This is a genomic window from Marinomonas sp. MED121 (genome assembly GCF_000153025.1).
GTDB lineage: Bacteria > Pseudomonadota > Gammaproteobacteria > Pseudomonadales > Marinomonadaceae > Marinomonas.
On sequence record NZ_CH672429.1, the window covers coordinates 1,638,335 to 1,664,518 of the forward strand.

The window sequence follows — 26,184 nt, forward strand, 5'->3', positions numbered from 1 at the left end:
GCTTAGGCTTTAGAGGCTTTGATAGAGTCAATGAATTGATCGAACAAAGGTGCAACATCATGTGGACCAGGGCTAGCTTCTGGGTGGCCTTGGAAGCTGAATGCACGCTTATCTGTTCTTGCGATACCTTGCAAAGAACCGTCAAACAATGATTTATGTGTCGCTTCTAGATTACTAGGAAGGCTATCTTCATCAACCGCGAAACCGTGGTTTTGACTGGTAATCATCACAGTGCCCGCTTTAATGTCTTGCACTGGGTGGTTAGCACCATGGTGACCAAACTTCATTTTCTTAGTTTTAGCACCACTTGCTAATGCCAACAGCTGATGGCCTAGGCAAATACCAAATACAGGAATATCTGTGGTTAAAATTTCTTTTATTGCTGTGATCGCATAATCACATGGCTCTGGATCACCAGGTCCATTAGATAGGAATACACCATCAGGATTCATGGCTAAAACAGCAGCGGCAGGTGTTTGTGCAGGAACCACGGTCACTTTACAACCGCGCTCAACCAACATACGCAAGATATTGCGCTTCACACCGAAATCATAAGCAACCACATGGAAGTCAAATTCACTTGGTGTTGTATGACCTTTTACTAGGTCCCAAGTTGATTCTGTCCATTCACATTCTTCTTTAACCGTGACTTCTTTGGCGAGATCCATGCCTTTAAGTCCAGGGAAAGCACGTGCTGCAGCTAAGGCTTTAGCCTGAACTTCTTCAGATAAAACGTCATCGCCCGCCATAATGCAGCCAGCTTGAGCACCTTTTTCTCGCAAAATACGCGTTAGCTTACGTGTATCTATATCAGCAATACCCACGACGTTTTTACGTGTAAGGTAAGCATCCAAAGTTTCTTGTTTACGCCAGCTGCTTGCAACAAGTGGCAAGTCACGAATGATCAAGCCGTTACACCAGATGCTATCTGATTCTTCATCTTCTTCAGTCACACCGGTATTACCGATATGAGGATAAGTTAAAGTAACGATTTGTCGAGCGTAGGAAGGATCTGTAAGAATTTCTTGATAACCGGTCATAGAGGTATTGAATACCACCTCGCCAGTTGAGGAGCCATCTGCCCCGATCGACACGCCTTTAAATATAGTGCCGTCTTCTAGAGCTAGAATCGCTGATGTTGCCAAAGGAGCCTCCCGTTTTATGCCTGTCTGGTTGCAAAAAAGCGAGACGCTCCATAAGGTGCATCTCGCTTTTTTGAATAGCGGTTTCATTGGACAATTCCGCAATGAGAAACTGCCCAAAAATCTGAACAATTTTACTCTTATCTGGCTCAAGCGTCTAGCAAATAACCGATTTAATGCCAGTTATTTAAGTTCTTTTTTTAAGATTCTATTGACCTTAAGGTCAAGATTAGTATAAGCCCCATTGTTTTAATAATGAACAGGGCAAATACCCAGAAATCCCCCTTCAATTAGTATGGATTAACACAAAAGTCCTGCCGCCACCTCTTGTGTCTTTTCATAACCAATCAGGTTTGCTAATAAGCTCAATGAAAATACCATAGCGGTAGCTGGCCCTTGACTAGTCATAATGTTCTCATCCATCACCACAGGTTGATCTGCCACATACTGAGCGCCAGTTAAGCCGTCTTCAAACCCAGGATAACAGGTGGCTTGTTTATCCATCACAAAACCATGGGTTCCCAGCACTAAAGCAGGCGCCGCACAAATAGCCGCTAAAATCGCATCATGGATATCATGCTTTTCTAAAATATCCACCAGCAACTCAGAATCTCTTAAATGTTCAGCACCCGGTATACCGCCAGGTAAAGCAATGGCATCAAACATGACATTTTCATCTAACGCTTCACCGACACTATAGTGACTACCATCTTCAAAGACATAAGTTTCCAATTCAGATAGAAGCACATCGGCTTCTATCTTACTGCCTCTTGCTGCGGTTATTTGTAGACTGTCATGCACACTGGCAACAACCACTTCCACACCGCCACGACGTAATACGTCAATAATGGTAATGGCTTCGATATCTTCACTACCATTCGCAATGGGCACTAATACACTTGGCATGAGTTAATCCTTTCTTAAATTTAAATTCATTAGAATGGCGGCTTCTTTACCGCTCTTTGTGACGTAATAATTTTTACGCAAGCCCACTTGATCAAAGCCGATTTTTTGATATAGGGCTAAGGCGGCTTGATTGGACTCTCTGACTTCTAACATACAAAGATGGACAGGTATTGGCTTTATGCTCGCCAACCAAGCTTGTATCAAGCCTTGCGCTAAGCCTTGTCGTCTGGCTTGAGGCGCAACCATAATGAGCTCGAGCTCTGATTCGTCAAATAGCCTTGAGGCAGTGAGCCAGCCACAAAGCGTTTGATCCTGATTCAATACCAGAATATTAATGCGCTTTTGAGGTTGGTCGAAGCTCTGAGTCACTAAACGTTCCCCCCAAGGGTGAGGGTTCGCTATTTGATCAAGTAGGACAATATCCGCAAGATCATCTCTAGTGGCTAGCCGATAAACATATTCCACGCTACTATTCTGAGGCACTATTGCGCGTCTTTTTTCAAGCAAGCGACTAAGCCTTCAACCAAGATGTAGCCCATATTATCAAACACATAATCAATCGATTCCTGACTTTCCATCGAGAACACCATAGGCCAGCGTTCAGTGATACAAGCGGATTGGTTCATCTTCTTGGTAGATAGCGCCGTCACACCATGACTTAAGCTCCAAGCCATAAAGGTACCTAGGGCTTCACTTTCTTTAGAAAGAGGAATACCTCTTTCAAGCAATAAATCACAGATCACTTTGCGGGTCGTTGCTTCTGCCAACATCCCAGCTTCAATCAATTCAACACCCACATATTCTGGCGGAATAACACAGTCAAATAAGACACCTGCCATATGGGGAAATTCACAAGCAAAAGAGTAATAAGACTTACCTAAACTAATCAACTGATCTATAGGTTTAGCCTCTTCTTCATAACCCTCTTCTAAATAGCGAGCAAAATGTTTTAGACACTCAACCGTCACCGCGGCAAGCAAGGCGTGCTTATCAGCAAAGTGGTTATACACAGCCGTCGGTGTCACACCCACATGTTTAGCCAGCTTGCGTAATGAAATTTCTTCCAATGTTTGCTCTTCTAATAAGGACAACATTTCAACCACTAGGGTCTCTTTCAAATTTCCATGATGATAGGCGACTCTTTTGTTCACAGTATTCCTTGCTTACCTTCTGCGGGTAATGTCTTAAATTGAGTTAAAAATGATATGAATAACGCAATTTTACCACATCTTGCGCACGATAAGCATATAAGTCATCTGACTCAGAATCGGCACGATAAACCACATATTCTGAACCAATACTCATGCCATCTTGAATATCATAATCTGCACTTATTCGATATATCTGGCCCTCGCCTCCCAACAGGTTTAACACACTAAATTGACTCGTCAGCTGGTCATTGAGTGTGGTCCACATTGCCCTCGCAAAGTAGCCAGTTGTGTGCTCTTTAGAGGCAATTGAATCTGAGTAACTATGGGTATAATTTGAATCTAATTCAAAAGTAAGCACCCATTCATCAATCCCTGAGTACTCAAGAATCAAGGCAGCTAAAGTTTGATCATATTCTTGCCAAGGGGCCGAAGTCACATTATCTGGCAATAAGGCTTTATCCCAATGCTGAGCAAGATCATATTTAAATAAATAATCCCCTTTTACCCAACTACCAGATACCCCCAACACCTTTACTCTAGAAGACTGAAACACTAACTCATTCGTATTAATAAAAGCTGTGCCACTGACATCATCCCAATTCACATCAGCCAAGGTAAAAGCAAAGTCTCCGCCATTAAAACTTTTATATAAACGCCCTACGAATGCTAGGGATTGATCAGGGTCTTTTTCACTTACCGTTAACCCCTCATTGGTATAATTAATGTAAGGGTCAAACGCTTCGCCTGATGCAGCGATTTCATTCGCATCCGCATCATAAACAAGAGCAAGTTCAGCCTGCATACCCAACCAGGGATGAGAGGCAAATAAAACAGGCGTCTGTAATCGAATATCCTCCAAATCGGCCTGCCCTATCTGAGACAAATCCCTTGGATTCACCACATCCGTGATAGCCAAAACATCCGACTCACCCCAAGCGAGAATCTGATTACCCGCCCTTATCCATAAATCATCTTCGGCCCAATCTAGATATAAATCACGCCAAACAAAACCAGTATCATCAGTATTATAACTAAGCTCTCCCGCTTGCCAGTTAGCCCAATCAAGGGAGAGGTCAAAAGAGGCTTTTAGCAAAACCTCATCAGACACCTCTTTTTCCAGCGCCAGATAAAGACTAGAGTCTAATTCTTCTACGCCTTTACTATCACGATCAAAACCCGAAGTCGTTGGGTCTTGTACTCCATAGCTTAAGCCCTGTTTAAAATGCCCTGTAATCTGATAATCATCCGTCAGGGAAGCCTCTTCATCCTCATACTCAACGTCTATGTCTGCAAAAAAATCATCATTGGCATAAACAAGATTTGATGAGCAAAATATCAAGCAAGTTAAACAGGTCAGTGCATGCCTACTGACCTGTTTGTTTAATGGGAGCCTCTTCATTTATAAACCTCGCTGTAAGCGAGTATTCTCAAACATCTTGTCATCAACCTTGGTTTGATAATCCACGGAATTAATTTTTAATACACTAGAGTGCTCGAGTTTATTGCGCTTAGTCGTCACCATTTGCAAGGTTTTTGCGGTCCAGATACCTTGGATTTGTTCTATATCTTTGGCTTGAAAATATTTAACTCGCTTGCCTTTTTTAACATTAATAATGGCCTTAACCTGCATATAGATATCTTTGCGTATCCAAGAGGTCGATTTGAGATAACCCGTCTCTTTAATAATGGCTTTACTCTTAGGTATTGATTCAATCACCCAGCAATCATGACCATTTACCTCTTCGCTTTCCTTTACTAAGCGATAGGTAAAATCTTCCACATCCACTCCGTCAATATCTGCATAGGAAAAGTCACTGCCCATAAAGGCTCCCGACTTATCGCTGGCAGCAATTCGATTGGTCTTTTGTAAAGCGGGTAAATAAAGCCAAGAGTCATCTTCTTTAGCATCATCATCCCAATCAAACGACATGTAAGCGGTATCTTTCACATCGGCTGGTGACATAAAAAAAGACACGCTCTTATCCACCTGATCGTACTCTTTGGAAAAAAGCTTAAGTTGCCTTATCCTTTGACGCTTTTTCTTATCAATCAAAATCAAAGCGCTTTCGGACACAAGAGTTTCACCTGTATCCCTATCATCTACTTTTTGCATAATCTGAGCCGCCGTTAACTCAGCAGCAAAAACGGGTGAACTAATAAGCCCCGCCACAACGAGTCCAATGCTTAAGTATTTAACAAGAGATCTTGTCTGAGCCGTTTTGTTGTTCAAGAAAGTCATATTCATTTACTCCTATTTAACCATTGAGTTTGAGCTGGCGGCGTTTGACGTTTGTGCAGAAAGAGGGGCATCTTTTTTACCGTCAATCATGTAAAGCAAAGCAGGTAAGACGATAAGATCCCCCACCAAAGCAAGCCCCATAATGATGGCGGAAAATAAACCCGTATTGATGTAAGGGATGAAGGAACCTAGCAACATGACACTAAAGCCAATCACTAAGATGAGAGAAGTAAAGACAACGGCACGACCCGATTCATTCATAGCACGCCCTATCGCTTGATTCACATTCGCACCTTGGGAGCGTGCAAGTAAATAACGGCTCACCACATGAATGGCATCATCGACTGCAATGCCCATGGTCATAGCGCCCACTATCATGGTGCCAAGGTCTAATGAGATTCCCATCAAGGTGACAACACCACCCGCCATTAAAATCGGCACCACACTAGGAACAAGGGCAATCAAACCATATTTAACTGAGCGGAAGAGAACAAAGAAACTTAAGCCGATTAAAATTAGCGCTATGCTAAATGAGTTAAACATGCCTTCATTAATGTATCTGTCCTGCACATTGTACATCACCATAGGACCCGTGATTTCTACCCTAAGGTCTGGATATTCAGCTTCTAATTCCGTATTGATTTGGGTTAATAAAAGCGTCATCTGACTAGCTGACATATTGATAACTGGCACGGTTAACCTTAGATGCCTTTGGTCAAAGTCTTTTAAATCAGATAAATCTTCATCTGGCCCAGAGTTTTCATAGAGCAATAGAAGTTGAGCCGTCATTTGTGCAGAGTCCGGCAGAATAAAAAACGCCGGATCATCTTCAGAAACGGCTTGGCGAATCTGTTTTAAAAAGTCCAATAATGAGTTGGCATCCCCCGCGACTGGCAAGCCTTCTAAATACTCTTGTAATGATTCCACTCGGCGTAAAAAAGCAGGGTCTTTTACGCCATCTTCTATGCCTGAATCAATCATGATTTCTAGATTAGAAATCCCTTTAAAATGCTCATCGAAATAGTGCATATCTTGGGTAATCCAACTGTCCTTCTTAAAGTAAGTAATAAAGTTGGAGTCCACTGTGATCTTGCTAACAAAGAACAAACTAAAGAGTAAGGCAAGTGCGCCAAACAGTACGATAGGTAGACGTCGACGATAGGTAAATTCTGGAATACTTTGGGTGATTCGCCCGACTAGATCGTTTTCAAAAGCCGTCTGGGTTCTTTTAGGTAACCAAGGGATAAAACTTAATAAGGCAGGTAAAGTCGTCATTGCCACTAGGAAAATGGTTAGTGGCCCCATCGCCGCTAAATAGGCATATTGTTTGACAGGTAAAAGCTCAGTAATGGCCAAGGCAGCGAAACCAATCGAGGTGGTTAAAGCGGTAAATAAAACCGGCTGAAACAAGTGAACTATGGCTTCATAAGCCGCCTCTTTAGGCACAAGTCCTTTAGATCGAAAATGATAAAACTCCACCAAAACATGAACGCTCACCCCCATCCCGATAATAATTAATGTCGGAACCAAGGCAGAGTTAACCGCCGTAAAAGGCCAAGCAAAATAGGCTTGTATGCCGGTGATACTGACAATGGAAAAACCAATAACCAGCCAAGGAATTAATGTGCCTGTCACAGAGCGGAAGGTGATAAAAAGGATAACCAACATAACCAAAGCCATGGTTGGGTTTATCCAAGCCATGTCTTCTCTGGTTAAGGTTTCAAATCGCTCACCTATCACTGGGTTTCCCGCTAAACGTAACTGATAACCTTGCTCAGCAAAATTTTGCGATTCAATAAAATGAATAAGATCAGTAACAATCTTTACCTTATGGGAATTATCCCCAGCGCGATATTCGGTGCGCGCTAACACCCTCGCTTGCTGAAAGTCCTCGGTTATCAAGGTATTTAGCGCTAAGGTCTCACCCGCCATAATGTCTCTGGCATTTAACAAGTCTGCCTGAGTTACCGCATCTGGCTCTTCAAATAGATCATCGGTTGCCAAAATACCCTCATCATTATGGGTATATTGGTATTTAGATAAACTTCTTACCTGAGTAACGACTTCATGCTCTTCAAGCATTTGAGTTAATGAATCGATTAAATGAATCGTATCCTGACTAAAGACATCTTTGTCCTGATCTCTCGCCTCTACCCCAATGGAAAGGTATTCCGAATCGCCAAACAGATCCGTTAACTCATTGAACGCCAACAGACTTGGGTCATTGGGTAAGAAGTACATTTCATTAGAGTTATCATAAGGAATTGGCTTACTCACAATTGACATAAGCGCCAACCCTAGTAGCAACCCAGTGACAGCAAAAATAGGCCAAGGTCTATTCACCACATTTACATCGTTTATTTGCGATGAATATTTACATCGTATATATAAAATTTACACTGTCAATATAAAAATTAGGAATAACTTAAGTAATCTGTTGGATATATCTTGATTTACGAGTTAAAAAAGAATGAAAAGATTTGAGGATTCAAATACTTAAGCAAGTCATTCGCAGGTGAGAACTTTTTATTAACTAGACGAGTAAACTTTGCAGGCTTTTCCAAGCGTCTGCTTTTAACTCTGGGATACGATATAACTGAGGTAAGCTGGCAATATTGGCTTGTTTAGTATGAGCAAATAAAGGCTGAGTAGAAATCTCAGCAAACACTTGCTGAATATTTTGTCCTGCTAGCACAATCCAAGCGGGGGCATCTTTATCGATAGGATTATCGCCTAAACGCACTTGTATGTGGCTTTCAAGTGCCCCTAATAACCAATCACTTCTATCCGCAAAAAAAGGATTCCTCAACTGACCTGGCCAGTTAAAGCTAGTAGATTGCCACTCATTTACTGGATGCTTGAGTAATGCCTGTGCCATTTTCATCGCTAGCTTTTCAATCTCAGCGTGATCATGAAAGCCCATAGGCACATCAGAAAGAATCAAAAGCTTATTTTCGATGAGCAGACTAAAACAATGCAATTGCTGAGGTAAGCCTTCCACCATGATAGGTGCTGGCTCTATGGCGACAGATAGCTCTTCTATCGGCTGTAAATCTTCAACGATGACACCTGCTTCCGCTTCTAGCTCCTGCTTTAAGCCTGCAACTGTTTTATTCTGGCTGGCAGAATCAACTTTGGCTTTTGCTTGAGCAGGCGCAAAACCATCATCATAACTAGGAGCAAGGTCTACTTCTTGAGAGAAGCTCTCTCTTTGACGAGTCTCTTCTGGGTTAACCTTGAGATTAGGGATTTGCCAAGGATTAAGCGGACGATGAACCACAAAAGTTTGTTCAGTTACGGGTGTTTGCCACCGCGAAATCCCCATCTGATCTAAGCAATAAGCTTGCTCTGACGATAAGTTTGTAACTGATTTCATTCAATCGTATTCCACATAAAGAAGTAAAAGCCTCTGTTTAAAGTGCTTTAACACTAAACAGAGGCAAGTCTATCATAAATGGTGCGGTTGAGGATGGGCCTTATCTACTTCATTCCAAAGCAGATTCAAGGCATTAATATAGGCTTTGGCGGAGGCTGCAATCACATCCGTATCGGCGCTCATACCGTTTACAATGCGACCATCACGCTCTAATCGAACGGTCACTTCCCCTTGCGCTTCTATCCCTTGGGTAACAGCATTCACCGAATACAAGCTCAGTTTTGCATGAGAATGCGCCAAGGACTCAATACTCTTAAAGAGAGCATCAACCTGGCCATCGCCGGTTGACTCAACACTATGCTCTACCCCATCAACATTCATAACGATACTCGCTTTGGGTAAAGAGCCAGTCTGAGAAGAAGAGGTCATAGACACGAACTTAAAGTGATCTTCGTTATCACTAAAACTTCGCTCCGCTGACATAAGCGCGGTTAAATCCTCATCATAAATATCATGCTTTTTATCTGCTAACTCTTTAAAGCGAGCAAAGGCTGTATTTAATGACTCGTCTGATTCAAAGGTGATATCCAGCTCTTCCATCTTGGATTTAAAGGCATTACGACCAGAGTGCTTACCCATAATGAGTTTGTTATTTTTCCAACCCACATCTTCAGCGCGCATAATTTCATAGGTTTCCCTATGTTTTAAAATACCGTCTTGGTGAATACCTGACTCATGGGCAAACGCATTAGCGCCAACAATGGCTTTGTTTGGTTGCACCGGAAAGCCTGTCACACTGGAGACTAAGCGAGATGCTGGCACGATAAAACTTGTATCAATATTAGTCTCAAGTTCTAGCAAATCATGACGCGTTTTAAGAGCCATAACCACTTCTTCAAGTGACGCGTTACCTGCTCTCTCACCTAAACCATTAATAGTACATTCAACTTGGCGCGCCCCATTGGCAACCGCCGCAATTGAGTTCGCCACAGCCAAGCCCAAATCATTATGGCAATGCACAGAAAAGATGGCTTTATCTGCATTAGGGATATGATTAAGTAGGTATTTTATTTTATCGCCAAACTCATGAGGTAAGGCATAACCAACCGTATCGGGAATATTAATGGTGGATGCACCCGCATCAATGGCCGCTTCAATTATCTGACATAAAAAAGGAAGCTCAGAACGCCCTGCATCTTCACACGAAAATTCAACATCAGCGACTAAATTGCGTGCACGTTTTACCGCATGTACCGCTTGTGCAATCACATCTTCTGGCTGCATTTTTAACTTGTACTGCATATGAATGGGAGAAGTTGCAATAAAGGTATGAATTCGCCCTGAGTTTGCATTTTTTAACGCTTCAGCGGCGCGATCAATATCTTTATCTAGCGCACGAGACAAAGAGCAAATAGTTGAATCTTTTACATTATCTGCGATTGCCTTTACAGAGGCGAAATCTCCAGGGCTTGCAATCGCAAAACCTGCTTCTATTACATCCACTCGCATTTTTTCTAATGTTTTCGCAATACGTAGCTTTTCTTCTTGTGTCATAGATGCGCCAGGGCTTTGTTCACCATCACGCAAAGTTGTATCAAAAATGATTAAATTATTATCTGCCATAATACTCCACCTTCTCTAGCTTTTTCCTGCCCGAAAAAAGAATAGCCTGTCTGTTTTTATTCTAGTGCGGGTTGATTGATTGCACTTATTAGTAAAATTCAAGTCATATAAATCTAACACAATGAATAAAGTAATATTCTCTTTAAGGTGAATATTTATCTAGTTAGATAAGTTGCGATGGCCATTGCAAATGGTTACTCTCTCGCCTAATTAAACTAATAAACGAGTTTATCGCGTTAGGTGCTTTAAGTTTGAATCTAAAAATGAGCTGTCATTATCTGATTTAAACCAAAGTTAAACGGGAAACAGGTGCACTTCAGGAAGAAGTAAAGCCCGTACTGCCCCCGCAACGGTATATAAGAGCAAGTAGCACTGTTCAATTTCACTAGCTAGATTAAATGGCTTCTATTTAATCTAAATTGGGAAGGAATGAACTTATCTTATAAAGTCCGGAGACCGGCCTATACGTACTCAAGGCGGTTATCGCCACCCTTTTAACGTCATACGGGTGTGTATGATCATAATAATTGGAGATGCAAAGTGCATATCGAACCAGAGATAGTAACAGGAGCCAAGCTTCTGCTTAGCTACGCAACCGCCACAGTGTCCTTTGGCCTAGTCGCTAAATCAGCTTATCAAAGTATTAAAGAAAGTGGCTTAAGCACACTTATATTCAGAAGCATGCTAGCCATTTTGTCTGTTTTCGTCTTTTTCCAAGTCTTCCCGCACCATCCAGTCGGTGTTTCAGAAGTTCATTTGATTTTAGGTTCAACCCTATTTCTGATTCTAGGCCCAGCCGCCGCAGCCATTGGTCTCATTGGTGGTTTATTAGCACAAGGTATCTTCTTTGCCCCATTCGACCTTCCTCAATTTGGTATGAATGTGACCACATTACTTTTACCTCTCTTTGCTATGTCTGTGATTGCTCGCAAAATTATCAGTGACAATACGGCTTATGTGGATATCAAATACTCCCAAGCATTCAAACTGTCTCTCACTTATCAAGGAGGCATTGTCGCTTGGGTCGCTTTTTGGGCATTTTACGGCCAAGGGTTTAGTGCCGAAAGCCTAGCCTCTGTTGGCGCTTTCTCAGGTGCTTATCTCACGGTTGTTTTACTTGAGCCGCTTGTGGATCTCGCTATTCTAGCCACGGCAAAAACCATTAACGGCTTGCAAGGTACTGGCTTGGTTTATAAGCGTCTTTATCAAGCAAACTAGTCACTAAGTGTCTTTTAGATACCTGATGAATGACTAGCCACTTGTAGGCATTGCCACTTGCTTTGCCTACACCTTACTCACCTTAGTGAAACGATTATGTCCTTTATTCAAGCAGAGCAAATTAGTTTGACCTTAGATAATGGTAAAACCCTTTTATCTAATGTCAGCTTTGACCTTGCCAAGCAGCAAACCCTAGGCATAGTGGGCCCTAATGGTGCGGGTAAATCCTCACTTATCCATTGCCTTCTTGGGCTTAACTCTAATGCAACCGGGCAAATCAGTATCCAAGGAAAAGCGCTTACTTCTTTTAAAGAAAAGTCTCGTGCACAATTGATTAGCGCTGTGATGCAAGAAATGCCTAATGATATTTACTTATCAGTTGAAGAAGTGATTGAGTCAGGTCGAACCCCCTATCGACATTGGCTTTGGGGACACGATGATGAGGCTCAGAAATGGATAAACTACGCCATAGATAAACTAAAATTGGCTTCGCTTAGACATCAGGTTTTTCACACTCTTTCAGGTGGTGAGAAGAAACGTGTCTTAATCGCTCGCGCCCTTGCTCAAAATACCCAGATTTTAGTGTTAGATGAGCCCGCCAATCATTTAGATATACAGCATCAAATAGAGCTTATGTATTTACTTAAGTCCTTACCTATCACCTTAATCATTAGCTTGCACGACATTCAATTAGCAGCAAGGTTTTGTGACAAGTTACTCGTAATGAGCCAAGGCAAGGTAATACAACAAGGTCCAGCTAAAGACATACTCACCCAGTCATTGTTTGAACAGGTTTTTAAAGTAAAAGCCACAACCTATACCAATCAACATGACTGTTTAAGCATTCACACAGAGCCATTAACAAGTTATTAGCCACTGGCTAAGATCATAATTTGAGAAAAACATGACGTCTTTAAAACAAATTAAACACTCTTTTCTAACACTCGGAGCACTAACATTCGGCGCACTAGGTCTTGGAGCAAGTTTTCACGTAAACGCAAGTAACTTTCCTGTCACAGTCACCAGCTGTGATAGAAGCATTACCTTTGAACAAGCACCGACAAGAGCCGTTATTCATGATCAAAACATGTCACAAATGGCCTTTGCACTCGACCTTCAAGATCAAATCGTGGGCCTAACAGGCATTACGGGGTGGTATAAAACCTCTCCTAGCTTTGATAAAGACCGCCAAGGTATTCCAGAACTTGCCAGCAAGAATCCAAGTCTAGAAAATATCTTATCGGCTAACCCCGATCTTTTTTTTGCCGGTTGGAATTATGGCATGCGTATTGGCGAGGATGTGACACCACAAGGGCTTGAGCGCTTTAATATCAAAACCTTAGAGTTAAGTGAGTCTTGCGTTCATTTAGACAAACAAGGTGAAGATGCAAAAATGGCACTGTTATACGATGACATGATTCGTTTAGGTGCTGTTTTTGGTGTACAAGAAAAAGCAGAAAAACTGATTAACACTTGGCAAGATGAGATCCAAGGCATTCAAGCATCAGTCAAGGGTAAGTCACCTGTAAAAGTCTTCTTGTATGATTCAGGGGAAGATAAAGTTTTTACCTCAGGTCGATTCGGCATGCCAACGGCTTTAATCCGTGCAGCAGGTGGCATCAATGTAATGGATCATCTAGATACCAGTTGGGGCAAGGTGAGTATTGAAGCCATTATGGACACTAATCCTGACTTTTTAATTTTGGTTGATTATGACAAAGGAGGTTGGAAGCAGTCTTGGAACTTCTTACAAAACCATCCATTACTGTCTCAACTAAGTGCGGTTAAAAATGAGCGCTTTATACCGCTTGAATATGGGGAAATCACACCTGGGCCATTAAACATTGGTGCCATTAAAAAGCTTTCTCAACACATGTTCAAAGAGTAAGTTGATTTGAGCTTAATACAGCCCCAAGAACCTCACCTGCAAGCTATAAAAAGTAAGCAATTACTTACTTTAATACTCCTAGGGGTGTTATTACTTGGGCTTTTTTTCAATATCAGCGAAGGGGTGTCTAATATCACCTTCACTGATATTGTGAATATTTTTAAAATCAAACTGTATCACTTACTTCAGATTCCAATAGACCCTGAACTTGCCTCTGCTGTCAGCCCAATACATACCAGTATTATTTGGCAACTAAGACTACCTAGAAGCATACTAGCCATACTGGCTGGCGGTGGTTTAGCGGTCGCGGGTGCCGTATTGCAGGCTGTTACTCGCAACCCCTTAGCAGACCCATTTTTGCTAGGGGCTTCTTCTGGGGCATCGTTAGGGGCTGTTGCTGTCATTGCTCACATAGGTTTATTTGCAGGGCTTTATTCTCTCACCATAGCAAGCTTCTTAGGCAGTTTATTATCTCTTATCTTCCTCTTTGCTCTGCTAAGTAAAAAGACCAATCAGTCCCCAGATAAAATCATTCTAGCCGGTGTCGCCATTTCATTTTTACTCATGGCTGCCACTAATTTTCTAATCTATTTAGGCGATCAAAGTACGGCTAACTCTATTCTATTCTGGATGTTAGGCGGCCTTGGCCGTGCCCAATGGAGCAACCTTTTCTTACCTGCTATAACAGTGTTATGCACCTGCCTCTGGCTAATTTGGCAGGCCCCTGTTCTTAACACCTTAATGATGGGCAGCCAAAGCGCCCATACGCTAGGGATTCCAGTAAAGCGTTACCAAATCATTTTCTTGTTATGCACAGGCTTACTTACTAGTGTCATCGTCTCTTTAACCGGATCAATTGGCTTTATCGGGCTCGTTATACCGCATATTTTACGCCACTGGATTGGCGGCAATAACCGTGTATTGATTCCATTAAGCTTTTTAGCTGGAGCAACCTTCTTACTCTACATGGATTTATTAGCCAGAAACCTCACCGCCCCACAAGAGTTGCCCATCGGCATTCTTTCTGGCGGCATAGGCGGCGCCTATTTTTGCTATCTCATCTTAAAAAAGAATTAAATTACTTTCAGGTTAATGAGTTAATAACAATTACCTTGACTTACACGCTTTTCTCTAGCAATGTCCTCTAGTCAAAATAATGTCAACTAAATGTATAGGATATACCTTTTATGAAATCGCTTTTAACTCTTGCATTAACGGCTGTTATTGCATTAACACTTGCAGGTTGTAAAACCATTTTACCTAACCCAACCTCTTCTGACTCTACTTTAGTGCTAGCTCCTTATGCTGCAGATAATGCAACAAAATCAAAAGGTGCTTGGGGTTATGCTTACATTCTAAATAATGATGAAGACCTGTTAGTTAAAATTAATGCTAGAAAGGCTAATGATACTTTTGCAGTAACAAAAGACTTACCAGCTGGTGAATATGTTATTACTGGGGTTAAATCCTATCCTGTAAGCGGCGGCCGCACTAAAGCGGTAGGTACAGGAAGCTCTTACCAACTTGATAAAGATCAACAAATTCCTTTTGATACTAAAGCAGGAGAAATCACTATTCTGCCGATTATCATTGTACTGACAAGAGAAACAGCACCTGATGGACAAAGAAGTTACCAAAGCCACTCTTTTGATATTCTATCGGTAGAAGAATTAGCGGCTCTGAAAGCTGAAGTTCAAACTTTAGAAGGGTTTGGAAGCTGGAAAGTTAAAGAAGGCCATAAGGTTTATGCAAATTTAGCTATTTAACCTATTTCTGGAGCATGTTCCTAAGCATGCTCCTTCTTACATTTTCTAACTAATCTCTCTCACAAACGTCTGCAACATTTTTATCAGTAAAAAGTGCAGAATCTTGCGTTTCAGCGTATTATTCCTCACCGAAATTGAACCCTCTTACAATGTCGATAGGAAGATTATGATCACTATGCCATTTAAACGTCTTTTAGCACTTACTCTCGCCTGTGTACCGACTGTCTTGATGGCAAATGATTTGCCTGATTTGAATGGTCAAACCATAGTGGCTGTCACTGAAAATGCCTACACGCCGCTTAACTTTGCTGACCCAGAAACAGGTAAGGGCATAGGCTGGGAATATGATGCTTTTAATGAAATTGCGCAGCGCTTAAATGCAAAAGTAGATTGGCAGCTAAGTAGCTGGGACACCATGATACAAGCCGTTAAACAAGGTCAGTTTGATGTGGGAATGGATGGCATCACTATCAATGAAGAACGTGAGCAGCAAATAGACTTTACTGATGCTTACCTAGTCTCCCAACAATACATGTTAGTGCGTGCTGATGAAGACAGATTCAATAATGCAGAAGAGTTTGCTAAAAATGATGATTTCTTATTTGGCGCGCAACCAGGCACAACGAACTTCTATGTTGCGGTATACAATGTATTAGATGGCAACGAAGCTAACCCTCGCATTGTCCTTTTTGATAATTTTGGCCCTTCTGTACAAGCCCTAAAAACAGGTGATGTTGATTCTGTTTTAATGGATTCCACGTCAGCACAAGGTTATATGGGCGCTAACCCAGGCACGTTTAAAGTGATTGGCGGCCCACTAGGGACGGAAGAGTTTGGTTTTATTCTAACACCTGGCTCTGAGTTAAAAGGCCCTATCAATGCCGCCCTTGCTAGCATGAAAGCCGATGGCACATTAGACGCTTTAAATAAAAAATGGTTTTTTGATTACAAGAATAAGTAATTAAAAAAACCTCACTGACGCCCCATTATCTAAATACATTTAGAAATTGGGGCGTTACTTATTTAGGTTTAAGGCCTCTTCATTTAGCCAATAAAATCTCTCTATATGACCTCTAAATACTCATTCAGCCGTCTACCTTGGTGGTTACTTGCAATCATTGTCAGTGGCATCTTACTGACTTGGAATATTGCAGCCGATACGGGTTACCAAAAAATCTTTAACACCCTAAGCCAAGGTATCGCTACAACCGTCACTGTCACCCTAATCGCTTTTCTAATCGCCTGTATTATCGGGTTGATTATGGCCTTAGCAGGATTCTCACGTTATCGATTGATCAGAGAAGTGGCGCGTTTTTATGTAGAAGTGATTCGTGGTGTACCTGTTCTCGTACTGCTTTTTTATATCGCCTTTGTCGGTGCCCCAGAACTAGTCGACTTTTATAATTGGCTAATGCAAAAGCCGATTGAATGGCAATGGGTCGATAAAGCCAGAACACGTGACTTTAATATGGTTTGGCGCGCAATTTTAGCCTTATGTATCAGCTATAGCGCCTTTATTGCTGAAGTCTTTCGTGCAGGTATCCAAGAAGTCGATAAAGGCCAAATTGAAGCGGCAAAGGCCCTAGGGTTAAGTGGCTGGCAACGTTTTCGTTTTATTATCTTCCCTCAAGCATTTCGCAAAATCCTGCCACCTTTAGGTAATGACTTTGTCGCTATGATCAAGGACTCAGCCCTCGTTTCTGCATTGGGGGTACAAGACATTACTCAACTAGGCAAAGTTTATAGTTCATCCAGCTTTCAGTTCTTTGAAACCTATAACGTGGTGGCCTTTGTTTATCTTTGTCTTACCATCACACTCTCACTATTAATAAGAGGGTTTGAGCAATATCTAAACCGCAAGCAGAAACACGAACTTTGACACCCTCAAGTCCTATTTTGAGAACCAAAGATAAAATAGGACAATAGAACAGATACCCGTATAATTAACACTCACTTTTAATCACTATTTAGTAGACAACCTCATGACAAATAACGACGTAATTCGCCGTATCCGCTACATCCTTGACCTTAACGATAACAGCATGATGAAAATTTTTGCACTTGCTGAACATACGGTAGATCGTGCTGAAGTGAGTAGCCTGCTAAAGCATTATGCGGATAAAGACTTTAAAGCCTGTAATGACAAGTTATTAGCTTATTTTCTGAACGGTTTGATCGTATTTAAACGAGGTCAAAGAGATGGTCCTAAACCACCCGTTGAAAGCAAATTGAATAACAACATGGTATTTACCAAGCTAAAAATTGCTTTTAGCCTGACGTCTGATGATGTGATGGAATTGATGGCATTAGCCAATTTTAAATTGAGTAAACATGAGTTGAGCGCTTTTTTTAGAAAGCCAACTCACCAACATTTCCGCCCTTGTAAAGATCAGATCTTAAGACAATTTGTGAAAGGCTTGCAGATAAAACATCGCGGCCCTATTACTGATAATGAGTATGACGACTAGTCAAGAAGCACAAGATAGAACTCTATTTAAAAACTAGACCCTATCTCATAAGCTTCTCTAACTAAGCATTATTAGAGAAGCTTAAATGAGCCGTTTTATTTCACCTCACTCACCCAAAGTACACCCACCTCAATTTTGTCTACTTTTACTAAGGTGCCTTTGCTAATCTCATTTTGGCTTTTCAGTTGCCACATGATCCCCGAATATTGATATTGGCTCTCACCCTTAATATCAACATCTTGCTCTAATACAAACTCTTTATCACTAAACTCTGTCTTACTTTCACTCACTTCCACTTTATCTTGCATCGCCTTAAGCGGTTTCCAAAATAAAATAGAAAGCAAAAAAGTAAAAGCGGTAGTAGATGAGAACGCCCAGATCCAGCTCGTTTCTATCAACTCAAATACCATTAAGCTACCTGATAAAATCATAGCAACACCGGCAAAGAGCAAGACAAAGGTTGAGAGCCCTAATACCAAAACCTCAACCGTGATAAGAATAATCCCCAAGATAATAAAACCTTGAGCCAGATAGTCGAGCATACCTAATCCTTTTTGTTTAAGGTATTAATGATAGTCATGGCCGATGCCACCATACTCGTCGCATCTGTGCTTGATTCAGGTAATAGCACCACAGAGGACTCTTTGGCAATCGCCTGTTTAGCTTCAATCGCTTTAGTCGCAAGGTCGAGCTGAATCGCTTTTTGACCCGGTGTTGTATTGGCAGATTCACCCACAAGCTGCAAGGCTTCAGCTTGTGCTTGAGCAACCGCGAGAATCGCCTTCGCCTCACCTTCTGCTTTTAATACTTGTTGAGCTTTGTCCGCTTCAGCAGCCAAAACTTGCGCTTGTTTTTGGCCTTCGGCGACATTAATAGCAGCTTGTCGATCACCTTCAGATTCAAGGATTTGAGCTCGTTTCACACGCTCTGCTTTCATCTGAGCTTCCATGGATTCCATTATAGAGTTGGGTGGCACAATATCTTTAATTTCATAACGTAGTACCTGAATACCCCAAGGCTCGGCGGCTTGGTTAATCGCAGTCACTATATTGGTATTGAGTTGATTTCGCTCTTCAAAGGTACGGTCCAATTCCATCTGCCCTAATTCAGAACGCATGGTAGTTTGCGCCAATTGGGTCACCGCAAAAACGTAATTATCCACCCCATAGGTGGCTTTATAAGGGTCTAATACTCGAAAATAGAGCACCCCATCAACGGCTAAAGATATATTGTCCTTAGTAATGACAGATTGGCTAGGCACATCTTGCGCTTGCTCTTTCAAACTACGATCTGCAGCAACCGCATCAATGAAGGGAATAATAAAGTTTAATCCCGCTTCTTTGGTTGATTGATATTTACCAAAACGCTCAATCACCCAAGCACGGTTTTGTGGTACAAACTTGATACCACTTTTTAAAACAACCAAAACAAAGATAAATAAACAAACACTGATAATTGTCGACAAGGACAAATACATCTCTAATTCTTGCACCTTAGGCTCCTTAACTATCCATAGCTAGATATGAAGCCAAGACAATACACCTTCTTCCTCTAAATATCTAACCAGATACGCTAAGAAACCTAACTCAGTTTTTCTTAAGTACTTTTTCTTAAATGCTTGTTCTTCAATACTGAGGGCCCACTATCACTCGCTTGCTTCTTGTTAATCAATAAAATGGCAACAAGAATCAAAGCAGTTGCAAACACCTCATATAAACCTATTGCTTCACCTAAAAAAGCCCCTATCACTAAAGCAACCACAGGAGGAATATAAGTCACAGACGAGGCGACTACCGCCCCAGACTTAGCAATAATAAAATAGTAAATAAGGTAGGCTAGCCCAGTACCAAGCAAGCCTAAACCAATGATTAAACCTAAGCTTGCATGTAGATCACCCGCTATCTGGCTAATACCCTGAAAAGGCGTAATGATACTTAGCATAATTAGACTTAACGCTAGCTGATAAGTAGTGAGTGCTGCAGCCGGAATATTTAAAGGCAATATATAACGTTTAGCGTAAATAAAAGAAGCACCCACACTTACTGAGCCAAGCGTCATATAAAGTACGCCTTCCAAATTAGTTGCGCCAATATCACCGGCAAAAGGCTTAGCGATTAGGACAACTCCAGTTAAACCAGAAAGCAGCCCTAACACTCGCATTAGGCTGGCTTTTTCTTCGGCCAGAAATAAGACGCTAAACAAGAGAGCAAAAAGTGGAATAGTGCCACTTAAAGCGCCTGCGATACCCGAAGGTAATAATGAAGCCCCTTTGGCAAAACTAAAGTAATACACGCTGGTTGCTAACAAAGACATAACCACAAAGTGAGGCAGATGCTTTAAGTGAGCACGCTTTAGTACTCCTAAAAAGTAGGCATAAATAAACACAGGCGCAAAGCCAAATGCCACTCGTAAAAAGACAATTTGCAACGGGCTAAGGTACTCAGCGGCCATCTTCATATAAATAAAATTACTGCCCCAAACGATACCAAGGAGCCAAAACGCCATTAGGGGTAAATACTTCATTTTTTCTAACCTTACAATGAAAGAGACTCAAACACTTTGCGCCTCTAAATACTTTCTTCATTATTGAGTTTAAGCACCTAAATACAAACGATTTATTTTGCTCTATAGAATAGATAAACTATCGTATATAAGTATTCTAATGACAGCGTTTAAAAAGAGCCTTTATGCAAAAGCCACTTCCTCCCCTAAATGCCCTGATTGCTTTTGAAGCTTCCGTGCGTTTTGCCAGCTTTAAACTGGCCGCCCAAGAGCTTCACATCACCCCGGGCGCCGTATCTCAGCAAGTAAAGAAGTTAGAAGATTGGCTAGGCTATGCTCTCTTTGACCGCCAAATTAGACAGCTAGTGGTAACAGACAAAGGATTGACTTATTTCGCCCAAATCGCCCCAGCCTTGGAACAAATTTGCGCCGCGAGCCAAAGCCATAAAACAGACACCTCTAATTGCGTTTATTTGTCTCTTACTCAAACCTTAGCAGCCAAATGGCTAAGCCCTAGGCTGAGCACCTTCATGACCAAATATCCCGACATAGAAGTACATATCAATGCCTCAAACAAGACAGTCGATTTTCAAAATGAAAACGTAGATTTAGCCTTACGTCACTTTGATGGCAAAGATAAAAAGCTGAATATCCAGCTCATACTTAATGATGAGATTCGGCTATTTTGTACACCAGACTACCTCTCGAAACACCATATCGATACTGTGAACCACCTTGATAAAGCAACCCTAATTGTCAACACGCTACACCCTTGCTGGGATGAATGGTTAGATAGCTTTAGTAAGATTAATCAAGACACAAGACAAGCTATTCCAAAGATACACTTTGACCAAACCTTGTTAGCTATCGATGCCGCTAAACATGGCCAAGGCGTTGTTTTAAGTAACCGATCATTAGTACAAAAAGAGTTAGAGCAGAAGGAATTGATTGAGCCCTTTGGTCATTGTCTTGCCAACAATAAGAACTTCTATCTCGTTCATCCTAAGCAAACAAAACTCAGCCCAGCGGCACAAGAACTAAAGGCTTGGCTACTAGATGAGTTTGAACAATCGAGACACATTTGATAGATAAGAGGAAAAATGACTGTCAAAGCGTAAATCAGCTCTGACAGCCATCAGGATCAAAGCCCCATTTGAATTAGACCTTGTAAGGCAGCGAAAGCAAGAATGCCAGCTAGAACATCATCTATCATGATGCCAAAACCACCATGTACATGCTTATCGACCCAGGAGATAGGCCAAGGCTTTAAAATATCGAAAATTCGGAATAAGACAAAACCGACGATTATGTATAACCAGCCAGCGGGCGCTAAAAACATGGTAATCCAATAACCCACAAACTCATCCCAGACGATACCTGGATGGTCGTGTACACCTAAGTCCTTACTGGTTTTATCGCAAAGATAAACACCGACAATAAAACTGGCTAATAAGAGCCAAAAATAAAGCTGATAATCTAGATTTTGCATTAATAAATAAACAGGAATCGCCGCGAGCGTACCAAAAGTACCCGGCGCCTTATCAACCGTACCCGACCCACAACCAAATGCGAGAAAATGAATTGGATTGCGCCATACGGACTTAGGAACATCATTTGCCATTTATTCTTTACCTTAAAAAGTGATCAGTATTTTTAATTTCTTTTTATTCGTGTCTTTTTTATTCATGTCATGCTTATCCACACGTGAAGCTTGGGCAAGCCTAGAAATGCTGCCACCCCTCAAACTCACCCTCATAACCCTCTACAACAAAACCAGAATCCGTGATCTGGCCAATTTTTTTACAAGGTAAATGCAAGGTTTGTGTGATTAAAGCAATCTCTTCACGTGCAGATTCAGGCGCAGTAAAGCAGAGTTCATAATCATCCCCTCCCGTTAAAGCTAATGTGAGAGCAGAGTCTGGTTGCCATTGTAATAAGGCCTCAGACACAGGGATTAAACCTGCATCGATTTGTGCACCGACAGAAGAGGCTTTAAGAATGTGATGAATATCTTGCACCAAACCATCTGAGACATCTAACATGCTAGAGACCACACGCTTTAGTGCCATTGCAGCAATAAGACGTGACTCTGGGCGCCAATAAGCATCATAAAAATGCTCATATATATCACCTTTAACCATGATCTCCCCTGTCATAATAGGCACGGCAGCAGCGGCATCGCCTAAAACACCAGTCACATAAATATCATCACCTTGTTTTGCACCCGCACGGCTGATGGCAAATTCTGGTTCAATATAACCATGAACTTGTAAGCTAATGGTTAATGGCCCTTTGGTAGTATCACCACCAACAAGCACCAAACCGATAGGTTCAGCCAATTCGGCCATACCTTGAGCAAAAGCAGATAACCATTGAGGATCAGAGTCAGGTAAGGTCAGGCCTAATGTAAAAAAGGCGGGCTTAGCCCCCATAGCGGCAAGGTCACTCACGCAAGTTGCAACCGCGCGATAACCTATAGCTGCAGGGTCCGCATCAAAAGGGAAGTGACGCCCTTCAACCAGAGTATCCATTGAAAAAACAAGATGCTGCCCCGCTGGCACTTGGACTTGAGCACAGTCATCCCCTATCCCTAACACCAGATCTTGGCGACCTTCTATACTTGCCATACTGGCATTTTTAAAAATATTCTCGATTAACTCAAATTCTTTCACTCATGCCACCTAAAGATCGAGTCTATCAATGCACTTGACCAGATAAAAATTCAACATGCAGTATATTTTCTTTGAACCTAATTAACACCCTTTGTCATGCTTAAATTGATGCGAATAAATTGAGCCAAGCCAAGATAAGTCAATAAACGTAGGCAATGAAGGAACATTTTTGCAATTTAAGCGTCAGATAAATTAATTAGGAAATTAGCGATTAATTTAAGAGGTGAGTGTGAAGCATTTAATTCTAAGTTTTATTCTGTTATTGGGTTTTACATCCGTCAATGCCGCAGACAAGGTGCTTTTTTGGGGAGAACTGGAAGCCGATTTTAGTTCCTGGGGGTCTGATGCGGTCGAAGGAGATTGGCGCATAAGCGAAAGGGGTGGCAAACAATACATTCAACTACTAGACAATTTTGAAGCTAAGGAAGGTCCAGATGTTAAAATTTTCTTATCCAAGCAAGATGCCGCTAGTGTCAATGGCAATAACGCCACGGATGATGCGGTGTTTATCTCTTTAGTGAGTACCTTTGAAGGTGGTAGTGAGTATGAAATCCCTGCGGGTATTAATCTAAATAGCTTTAAGTCTCTAATATTTCACTGCGAAGCCTACAGCAAACTATGGGGCACTAGCCAAATACGCTAATGCGACATAGGTAAAAAGCATAAAAAAAGCCCCTATTGCGAGCAATAGGGGCTTTTTAACGCGTCGCTTATTAAGTAGGTTTACTTATTCGCTCGACGCGCTGCAATCTCTTCACGACGTACTCTTTGCGCTAGTTTGTCTAAAATACCATTCACGTATTTATGACTTTCAGATGCGCCAAAAGACTTCGCAAGCTCAACCGATTCATTAATGGCGACACGATATGGCACGTCTAAACGCTCAGCCAATTCGTAAGAACCAATACGAAGCGTCGCTAATTCAATCGGATCTAGCTCAGCTAGCGGGCGATCTAGTAGCTCTTCAAACAAATCATCCAAACTTTTAGCTTTTGCTGTCACACCTTGAAGTAATTCGCGAAAATATGCTTTATCACAAGTGCCAAGATCGTGGTCGACAGCAAATTGCGCTTCAATTTCATTTACTGGAGCGTGGTTCATTTGCCATTGATAAACAGCTTGTAATGCGAAGCTACGGGCTGCACTACGTAATTGAGAACGTGAAGGCTTCTTCGCTTTACGCTTAGGCTGCTTTTTCTGTTCAGATGTTTTATCCACTTCGCTCATTTTTGCCTCAATATTGCAAATAGATGTATGCCTAACGCTTTAAATTGAAAGCGAGGTCTACATCAATACTTGTCTTAGTCTATTCGATTTTTCTGTTTGTGCTGCAAGAATTCACAGCCCAAGAAAGAAGATGGGCGATTGTAGCAATTTTCATCAGACATTTCTTGGAAAATTGCTACAAAAAACGATAAATCTGAGCAGATTTATGAATATTTTTTAGCCAGCAGATTCAGAGCCCGAATCAAGCTAGTCCTCACCGTCATCATCTTCATAACAAGGTTTAAGGGTTAATTTAATGTCTTTACCTAGCTGACTCAAATTCACCATCTCAAAATCAACCGCTTGTGCCATTGAATCTAAAGGTAACTGCATCAAAGGGCGGGCATTTGAACCCAGTAGCTTAGGTGCCATATAAAGCACAACTTCATCCACCAGTCCCTCTTGTAAAAAAGCACCCGCTAATACGGCACCGGTTTCCACTAAGACTTCATTAATCCCTTGATCTGCCAAGGTTTCCATGGAAACCACCAGATCAATTCCCCCTTCTTCTGCCGCTTGAGTGTAGGTCACATTCACGCCTTTATCTGTTAAGGCTTTATGGTGCTCAGCTTCAGCCAGCTCTTCTAGACAAAAAATCTGCACTTGATTACACGGATACAGAATCTTAGATTCAGGCGGGATAGATAATGCCGTATCCATAATGATACGTTTAGGTTGACGCACACTTTTGCTTTTAACAGGATGGTTATCACTGTCGATACGTACTGTCATACTCGGATCATCTGCCATCACAGAACCAATTCCTGTCACAATCGCATCACTTTGTGCTCTCAACTTTTGCACATCAAGGCGTGCGTCAGGCCCAGTAATCCATTGAGACTCACCTGATTCCATTGCTGTACGGCCATCAAGACTCATGGCAAGTTTTAAGCGGACATAAGGTAATCCTTCTGTCATACGCTTGATAAAACCCGGGTTCAAAGCCAGCGCTTCCGTTTCCATAACAGGGCCTATTACTTCGATACCCGCTTCTTTGAGCATAGCTAAACCACGACCAGCAACGTCAGGGTTAGGATCCTGCATGCCATAGACAAGTCGACTTACGTTTGCCTTGATCAAGGCTTTTGCACAGGGCCCTGTTTTACCCTGATGACTACAAGGCTCTAACGTAACGTAAGCAGTACAACCTTGAGTATCACCATTCGCATTGGCAATGGCATTAACCTCAGCATGCCCTTCGCCAGCCACCTTATGATAGCCTTCAGCCACTAACGAGTTGTCCCTGACGAGCACACAGCCAACACGTGGATTTGGGTGAGTGGTATAAAGCCCTTTTCGAGCCAGTTGAATCGCTTGGGCCATCCAATATTCATGATTGTAAGCAGTAGAGTTAGTCATAATTTAGCCTATTGAATCGCTACTTTTGTTGGTCATTTGAAAGCGTTTCTTGAGAGTCATTCTCTAGCCTTTCAATCTCATCTTTAAATTCACTGATGTCCTTAAAGCTTCGATATACAGAAGCAAACCGAACATAGGCAACTTGATCTAATTTTTGCAATTGTTTCATAACAGCTTCACCGACCACGCGAGAAGAAAGCTCTCTCTCACCCGTTGCTTGCAAGGCTTCTTTAATACGAATAATCGCCGTTTCAATATTTTCAATACTGACAGGGCGCTTCTCAAGGGCTTTTAGAATACCTCGACGCAGCTTTTCCTCGTCAAACGGAACTCGACTACCGTCATTTTTAATTAATTTGGGGATTTGCAGTTCTGCAAATTCGAAGGTTGTAAAACGCTCTTGGCAAGCATTACAGGTTCGACGTCGTCTGACCTGAGCGCCCTCAGAAACCAGTCTAGAATCTAAAACTTTTGTTTCTTGAGCACCACAAAAAGGACATCGCATAACTCATCCTATTGGCATAATGTAAGAAATGAGGTTGGATAAAAAAATGAATAATCACAACCATTTAATGATATTTTGATCATACCAACCCCAGTCAAAGATA

The 26,184-nt window shown here is 41.7% G+C and carries 27 protein-coding genes and 1 riboswitch; of the genes, 10 read left to right on the forward strand and 17 right to left on the reverse strand.

Going from position 1 to position 26,184, the window contains the following annotated elements:
• Positions 1–2: 2 nt before the first annotated feature.
• The 9 genes from carA to MED121_RS07450 all read right to left on the reverse strand — a co-directional run bounded on the left by carA (position 3) and on the right by MED121_RS07450 (position 10,437).
• Positions 3–1,145, reverse strand: coding sequence for a glutamine-hydrolyzing carbamoyl-phosphate synthase small subunit (carA, locus tag MED121_RS07405; RefSeq protein WP_009833027.1), 1,143 nt, complete (start codon positions 1,143–1,145; stop codon positions 3–5).
• A 297-nt stretch (positions 1,146–1,442) separates the two neighbouring features.
• The gene (locus MED121_RS07415; protein WP_009833028.1) at positions 1,443–2,048 is read right to left on the reverse strand and encodes a DJ-1/PfpI family protein; all 606 of its coding nucleotides are present in this window, start codon (positions 2,046–2,048) and stop codon (positions 1,443–1,445) included.
• 3 nt (positions 2,049–2,051) lie between these two features.
• Positions 2,052–2,531, reverse strand: coding sequence for a ribosomal protein S18-alanine N-acetyltransferase (gene rimI / locus MED121_RS07420; RefSeq protein WP_009833029.1), 480 nt, complete (start codon positions 2,529–2,531; stop codon positions 2,052–2,054).
• On the reverse strand, positions 2,531–3,199 hold the full coding sequence (locus MED121_RS23650) for a TetR/AcrR family transcriptional regulator (RefSeq protein ID WP_009833030.1): 669 nt from the start codon (positions 3,197–3,199) through the stop codon (positions 2,531–2,533). The genes rimI and MED121_RS23650 overlap by 1 nt, the downstream gene beginning before the upstream one ends.
• 43 nt (positions 3,200–3,242) lie before the next feature.
• A complete protein-coding gene (locus MED121_RS07430; RefSeq protein ID WP_009833031.1) occupies positions 3,243–4,598 on the reverse strand; it encodes a DUF1302 family protein in 1,356 nt (451 codons plus the stop codon).
• Complete coding sequence (locus tag MED121_RS07435; protein WP_116371566.1) at positions 4,599–5,438, reverse strand: outer membrane lipoprotein-sorting protein; 840 nt, start codon at positions 5,436–5,438, stop codon at positions 4,599–4,601.
• 12 nt (positions 5,439–5,450) lie between these two features.
• Positions 5,451–7,724 (reverse strand): MMPL family transporter, encoded by a 2,274-nt coding sequence (locus MED121_RS07440; protein WP_116371567.1) that lies wholly within the window; start codon positions 7,722–7,724, stop codon positions 5,451–5,453.
• A gap of 247 nt (positions 7,725–7,971) precedes the next feature.
• Entirely contained in the window at positions 7,972–8,814 is an 843-nt protein-coding gene (locus tag MED121_RS07445) for a hypothetical protein (protein ID WP_009833034.1), read from the reverse strand.
• A gap of 72 nt (positions 8,815–8,886) precedes the next feature.
• On the reverse strand, positions 8,887–10,437 hold the full coding sequence (locus MED121_RS07450; protein WP_009833035.1) for a 2-isopropylmalate synthase: 1,551 nt from the start codon (positions 10,435–10,437) through the stop codon (positions 8,887–8,889).
• Positions 10,438–10,685: 248 nt separating this feature from the next.
• A riboswitch (cobalamin riboswitch) is annotated at positions 10,686–10,917 on the forward strand.
• 60 nt (positions 10,918–10,977) lie between these two features.
• Between MED121_RS07450 and MED121_RS07455 the strand changes: the two genes are divergently transcribed.
• From MED121_RS07455 to MED121_RS07490, 8 genes are all read left to right on the forward strand, one after another.
• A complete protein-coding gene (locus MED121_RS07455) occupies positions 10,978–11,655 on the forward strand; it encodes an energy-coupling factor ABC transporter permease (protein ID WP_009833036.1) in 678 nt (225 codons plus the stop codon).
• Between the two features lie 96 nt (positions 11,656–11,751).
• The gene (locus MED121_RS07460) at positions 11,752–12,528 is read left to right on the forward strand and encodes an ABC transporter ATP-binding protein (protein ID WP_009833037.1); all 777 of its coding nucleotides are present in this window, start codon (positions 11,752–11,754) and stop codon (positions 12,526–12,528) included.
• 31 nt (positions 12,529–12,559) lie between these two features.
• Entirely contained in the window at positions 12,560–13,543 is a 984-nt protein-coding gene (locus tag MED121_RS07465) for an ABC transporter substrate-binding protein (RefSeq protein ID WP_009833038.1), read from the forward strand.
• Positions 13,544–13,549: 6 nt separating this feature from the next.
• A complete protein-coding gene (locus MED121_RS07470; RefSeq protein ID WP_009833039.1) occupies positions 13,550–14,620 on the forward strand; it encodes an iron ABC transporter permease in 1,071 nt (356 codons plus the stop codon).
• A gap of 110 nt (positions 14,621–14,730) precedes the next feature.
• Positions 14,731–15,309 carry a hypothetical protein gene (locus MED121_RS07475; RefSeq protein ID WP_009833040.1) on the forward strand — a complete coding sequence of 193 codons (579 nt, stop codon included), beginning with the start codon at positions 14,731–14,733 and terminating at the stop codon, positions 15,307–15,309.
• 166 nt (positions 15,310–15,475) lie between these two features.
• Positions 15,476–16,270, forward strand: coding sequence for a transporter substrate-binding domain-containing protein (locus MED121_RS07480; RefSeq protein ID WP_009833041.1), 795 nt, complete (start codon positions 15,476–15,478; stop codon positions 16,268–16,270).
• A gap of 105 nt (positions 16,271–16,375) precedes the next feature.
• On the forward strand, positions 16,376–17,188 hold the full coding sequence (locus tag MED121_RS07485) for an amino acid ABC transporter permease (protein ID WP_009833042.1): 813 nt from the start codon (positions 16,376–16,378) through the stop codon (positions 17,186–17,188).
• 103 nt (positions 17,189–17,291) lie between these two features.
• Entirely contained in the window at positions 17,292–17,777 is a 486-nt protein-coding gene (locus tag MED121_RS07490; RefSeq protein WP_036178947.1) for a DUF1456 family protein, read from the forward strand.
• Between the two features lie 95 nt (positions 17,778–17,872).
• On the opposite strand, the gene MED121_RS07495 is transcribed toward MED121_RS07490, so the two are convergent.
• From MED121_RS07495 to MED121_RS07505, 3 genes are all read right to left on the reverse strand, one after another.
• Positions 17,873–18,319 (reverse strand): NfeD family protein, encoded by a 447-nt coding sequence (locus MED121_RS07495; RefSeq protein ID WP_009833044.1) that lies wholly within the window; start codon positions 18,317–18,319, stop codon positions 17,873–17,875.
• Between the two features lie 2 nt (positions 18,320–18,321).
• Complete coding sequence (locus tag MED121_RS07500) at positions 18,322–19,254, reverse strand: slipin family protein (protein ID WP_009833045.1); 933 nt, start codon at positions 19,252–19,254, stop codon at positions 18,322–18,324.
• Positions 19,255–19,373: 119 nt separating this feature from the next.
• On the reverse strand, positions 19,374–20,300 hold the full coding sequence (locus MED121_RS07505) for a DMT family transporter (RefSeq protein ID WP_036178949.1): 927 nt from the start codon (positions 20,298–20,300) through the stop codon (positions 19,374–19,376).
• Positions 20,301–20,464: 164 nt separating this feature from the next.
• On the opposite strand from MED121_RS07505, the gene MED121_RS07510 reads away from it, so the two are divergent.
• Entirely contained in the window at positions 20,465–21,364 is a 900-nt protein-coding gene (locus MED121_RS07510) for a LysR substrate-binding domain-containing protein (protein ID WP_009833047.1), read from the forward strand.
• A gap of 56 nt (positions 21,365–21,420) precedes the next feature.
• On the opposite strand, the gene MED121_RS07515 is transcribed toward MED121_RS07510, so the two are convergent.
• Positions 21,421–21,900, reverse strand: coding sequence for a phosphatidylglycerophosphatase A (locus tag MED121_RS07515; protein WP_009833048.1), 480 nt, complete (start codon positions 21,898–21,900; stop codon positions 21,421–21,423).
• 100 nt (positions 21,901–22,000) lie between these two features.
• Positions 22,001–22,951 carry a thiamine-phosphate kinase gene (gene thiL / locus MED121_RS07520; RefSeq protein ID WP_009833049.1) on the reverse strand — a complete coding sequence of 317 codons (951 nt, stop codon included), beginning with the start codon at positions 22,949–22,951 and terminating at the stop codon, positions 22,001–22,003.
• Between the two features lie 229 nt (positions 22,952–23,180).
• On the opposite strand from thiL, the gene MED121_RS07525 reads away from it, so the two are divergent.
• Entirely contained in the window at positions 23,181–23,594 is a 414-nt protein-coding gene (locus MED121_RS07525; protein ID WP_165474613.1) for a DM13 domain-containing protein, read from the forward strand.
• A gap of 80 nt (positions 23,595–23,674) precedes the next feature.
• Here the strand turns inward: MED121_RS07525 and nusB are convergent, their stop codons facing one another.
• The 3 genes from nusB to nrdR form a co-directional block, all read right to left on the reverse strand.
• Positions 23,675–24,178, reverse strand: a complete 504-nt coding sequence (nusB, locus tag MED121_RS07530; RefSeq protein WP_009833051.1) for a transcription antitermination factor NusB — start codon at positions 24,176–24,178, stop codon at positions 23,675–23,677.
• A 246-nt stretch (positions 24,179–24,424) separates the two neighbouring features.
• A complete protein-coding gene (gene ribD, locus MED121_RS07535) occupies positions 24,425–25,576 on the reverse strand; it encodes a bifunctional diaminohydroxyphosphoribosylaminopyrimidine deaminase/5-amino-6-(5-phosphoribosylamino)uracil reductase RibD (RefSeq protein WP_009833052.1) in 1,152 nt (383 codons plus the stop codon).
• A gap of 19 nt (positions 25,577–25,595) precedes the next feature.
• Positions 25,596–26,081: a transcriptional regulator NrdR gene (gene nrdR / locus MED121_RS07540; protein WP_009833053.1), complete on the reverse strand. Its 486-nt coding sequence runs from the start codon at positions 26,079–26,081 to the stop codon at positions 25,596–25,598.
• Between the last annotated feature and the right edge of the window lie 103 nt (positions 26,082–26,184).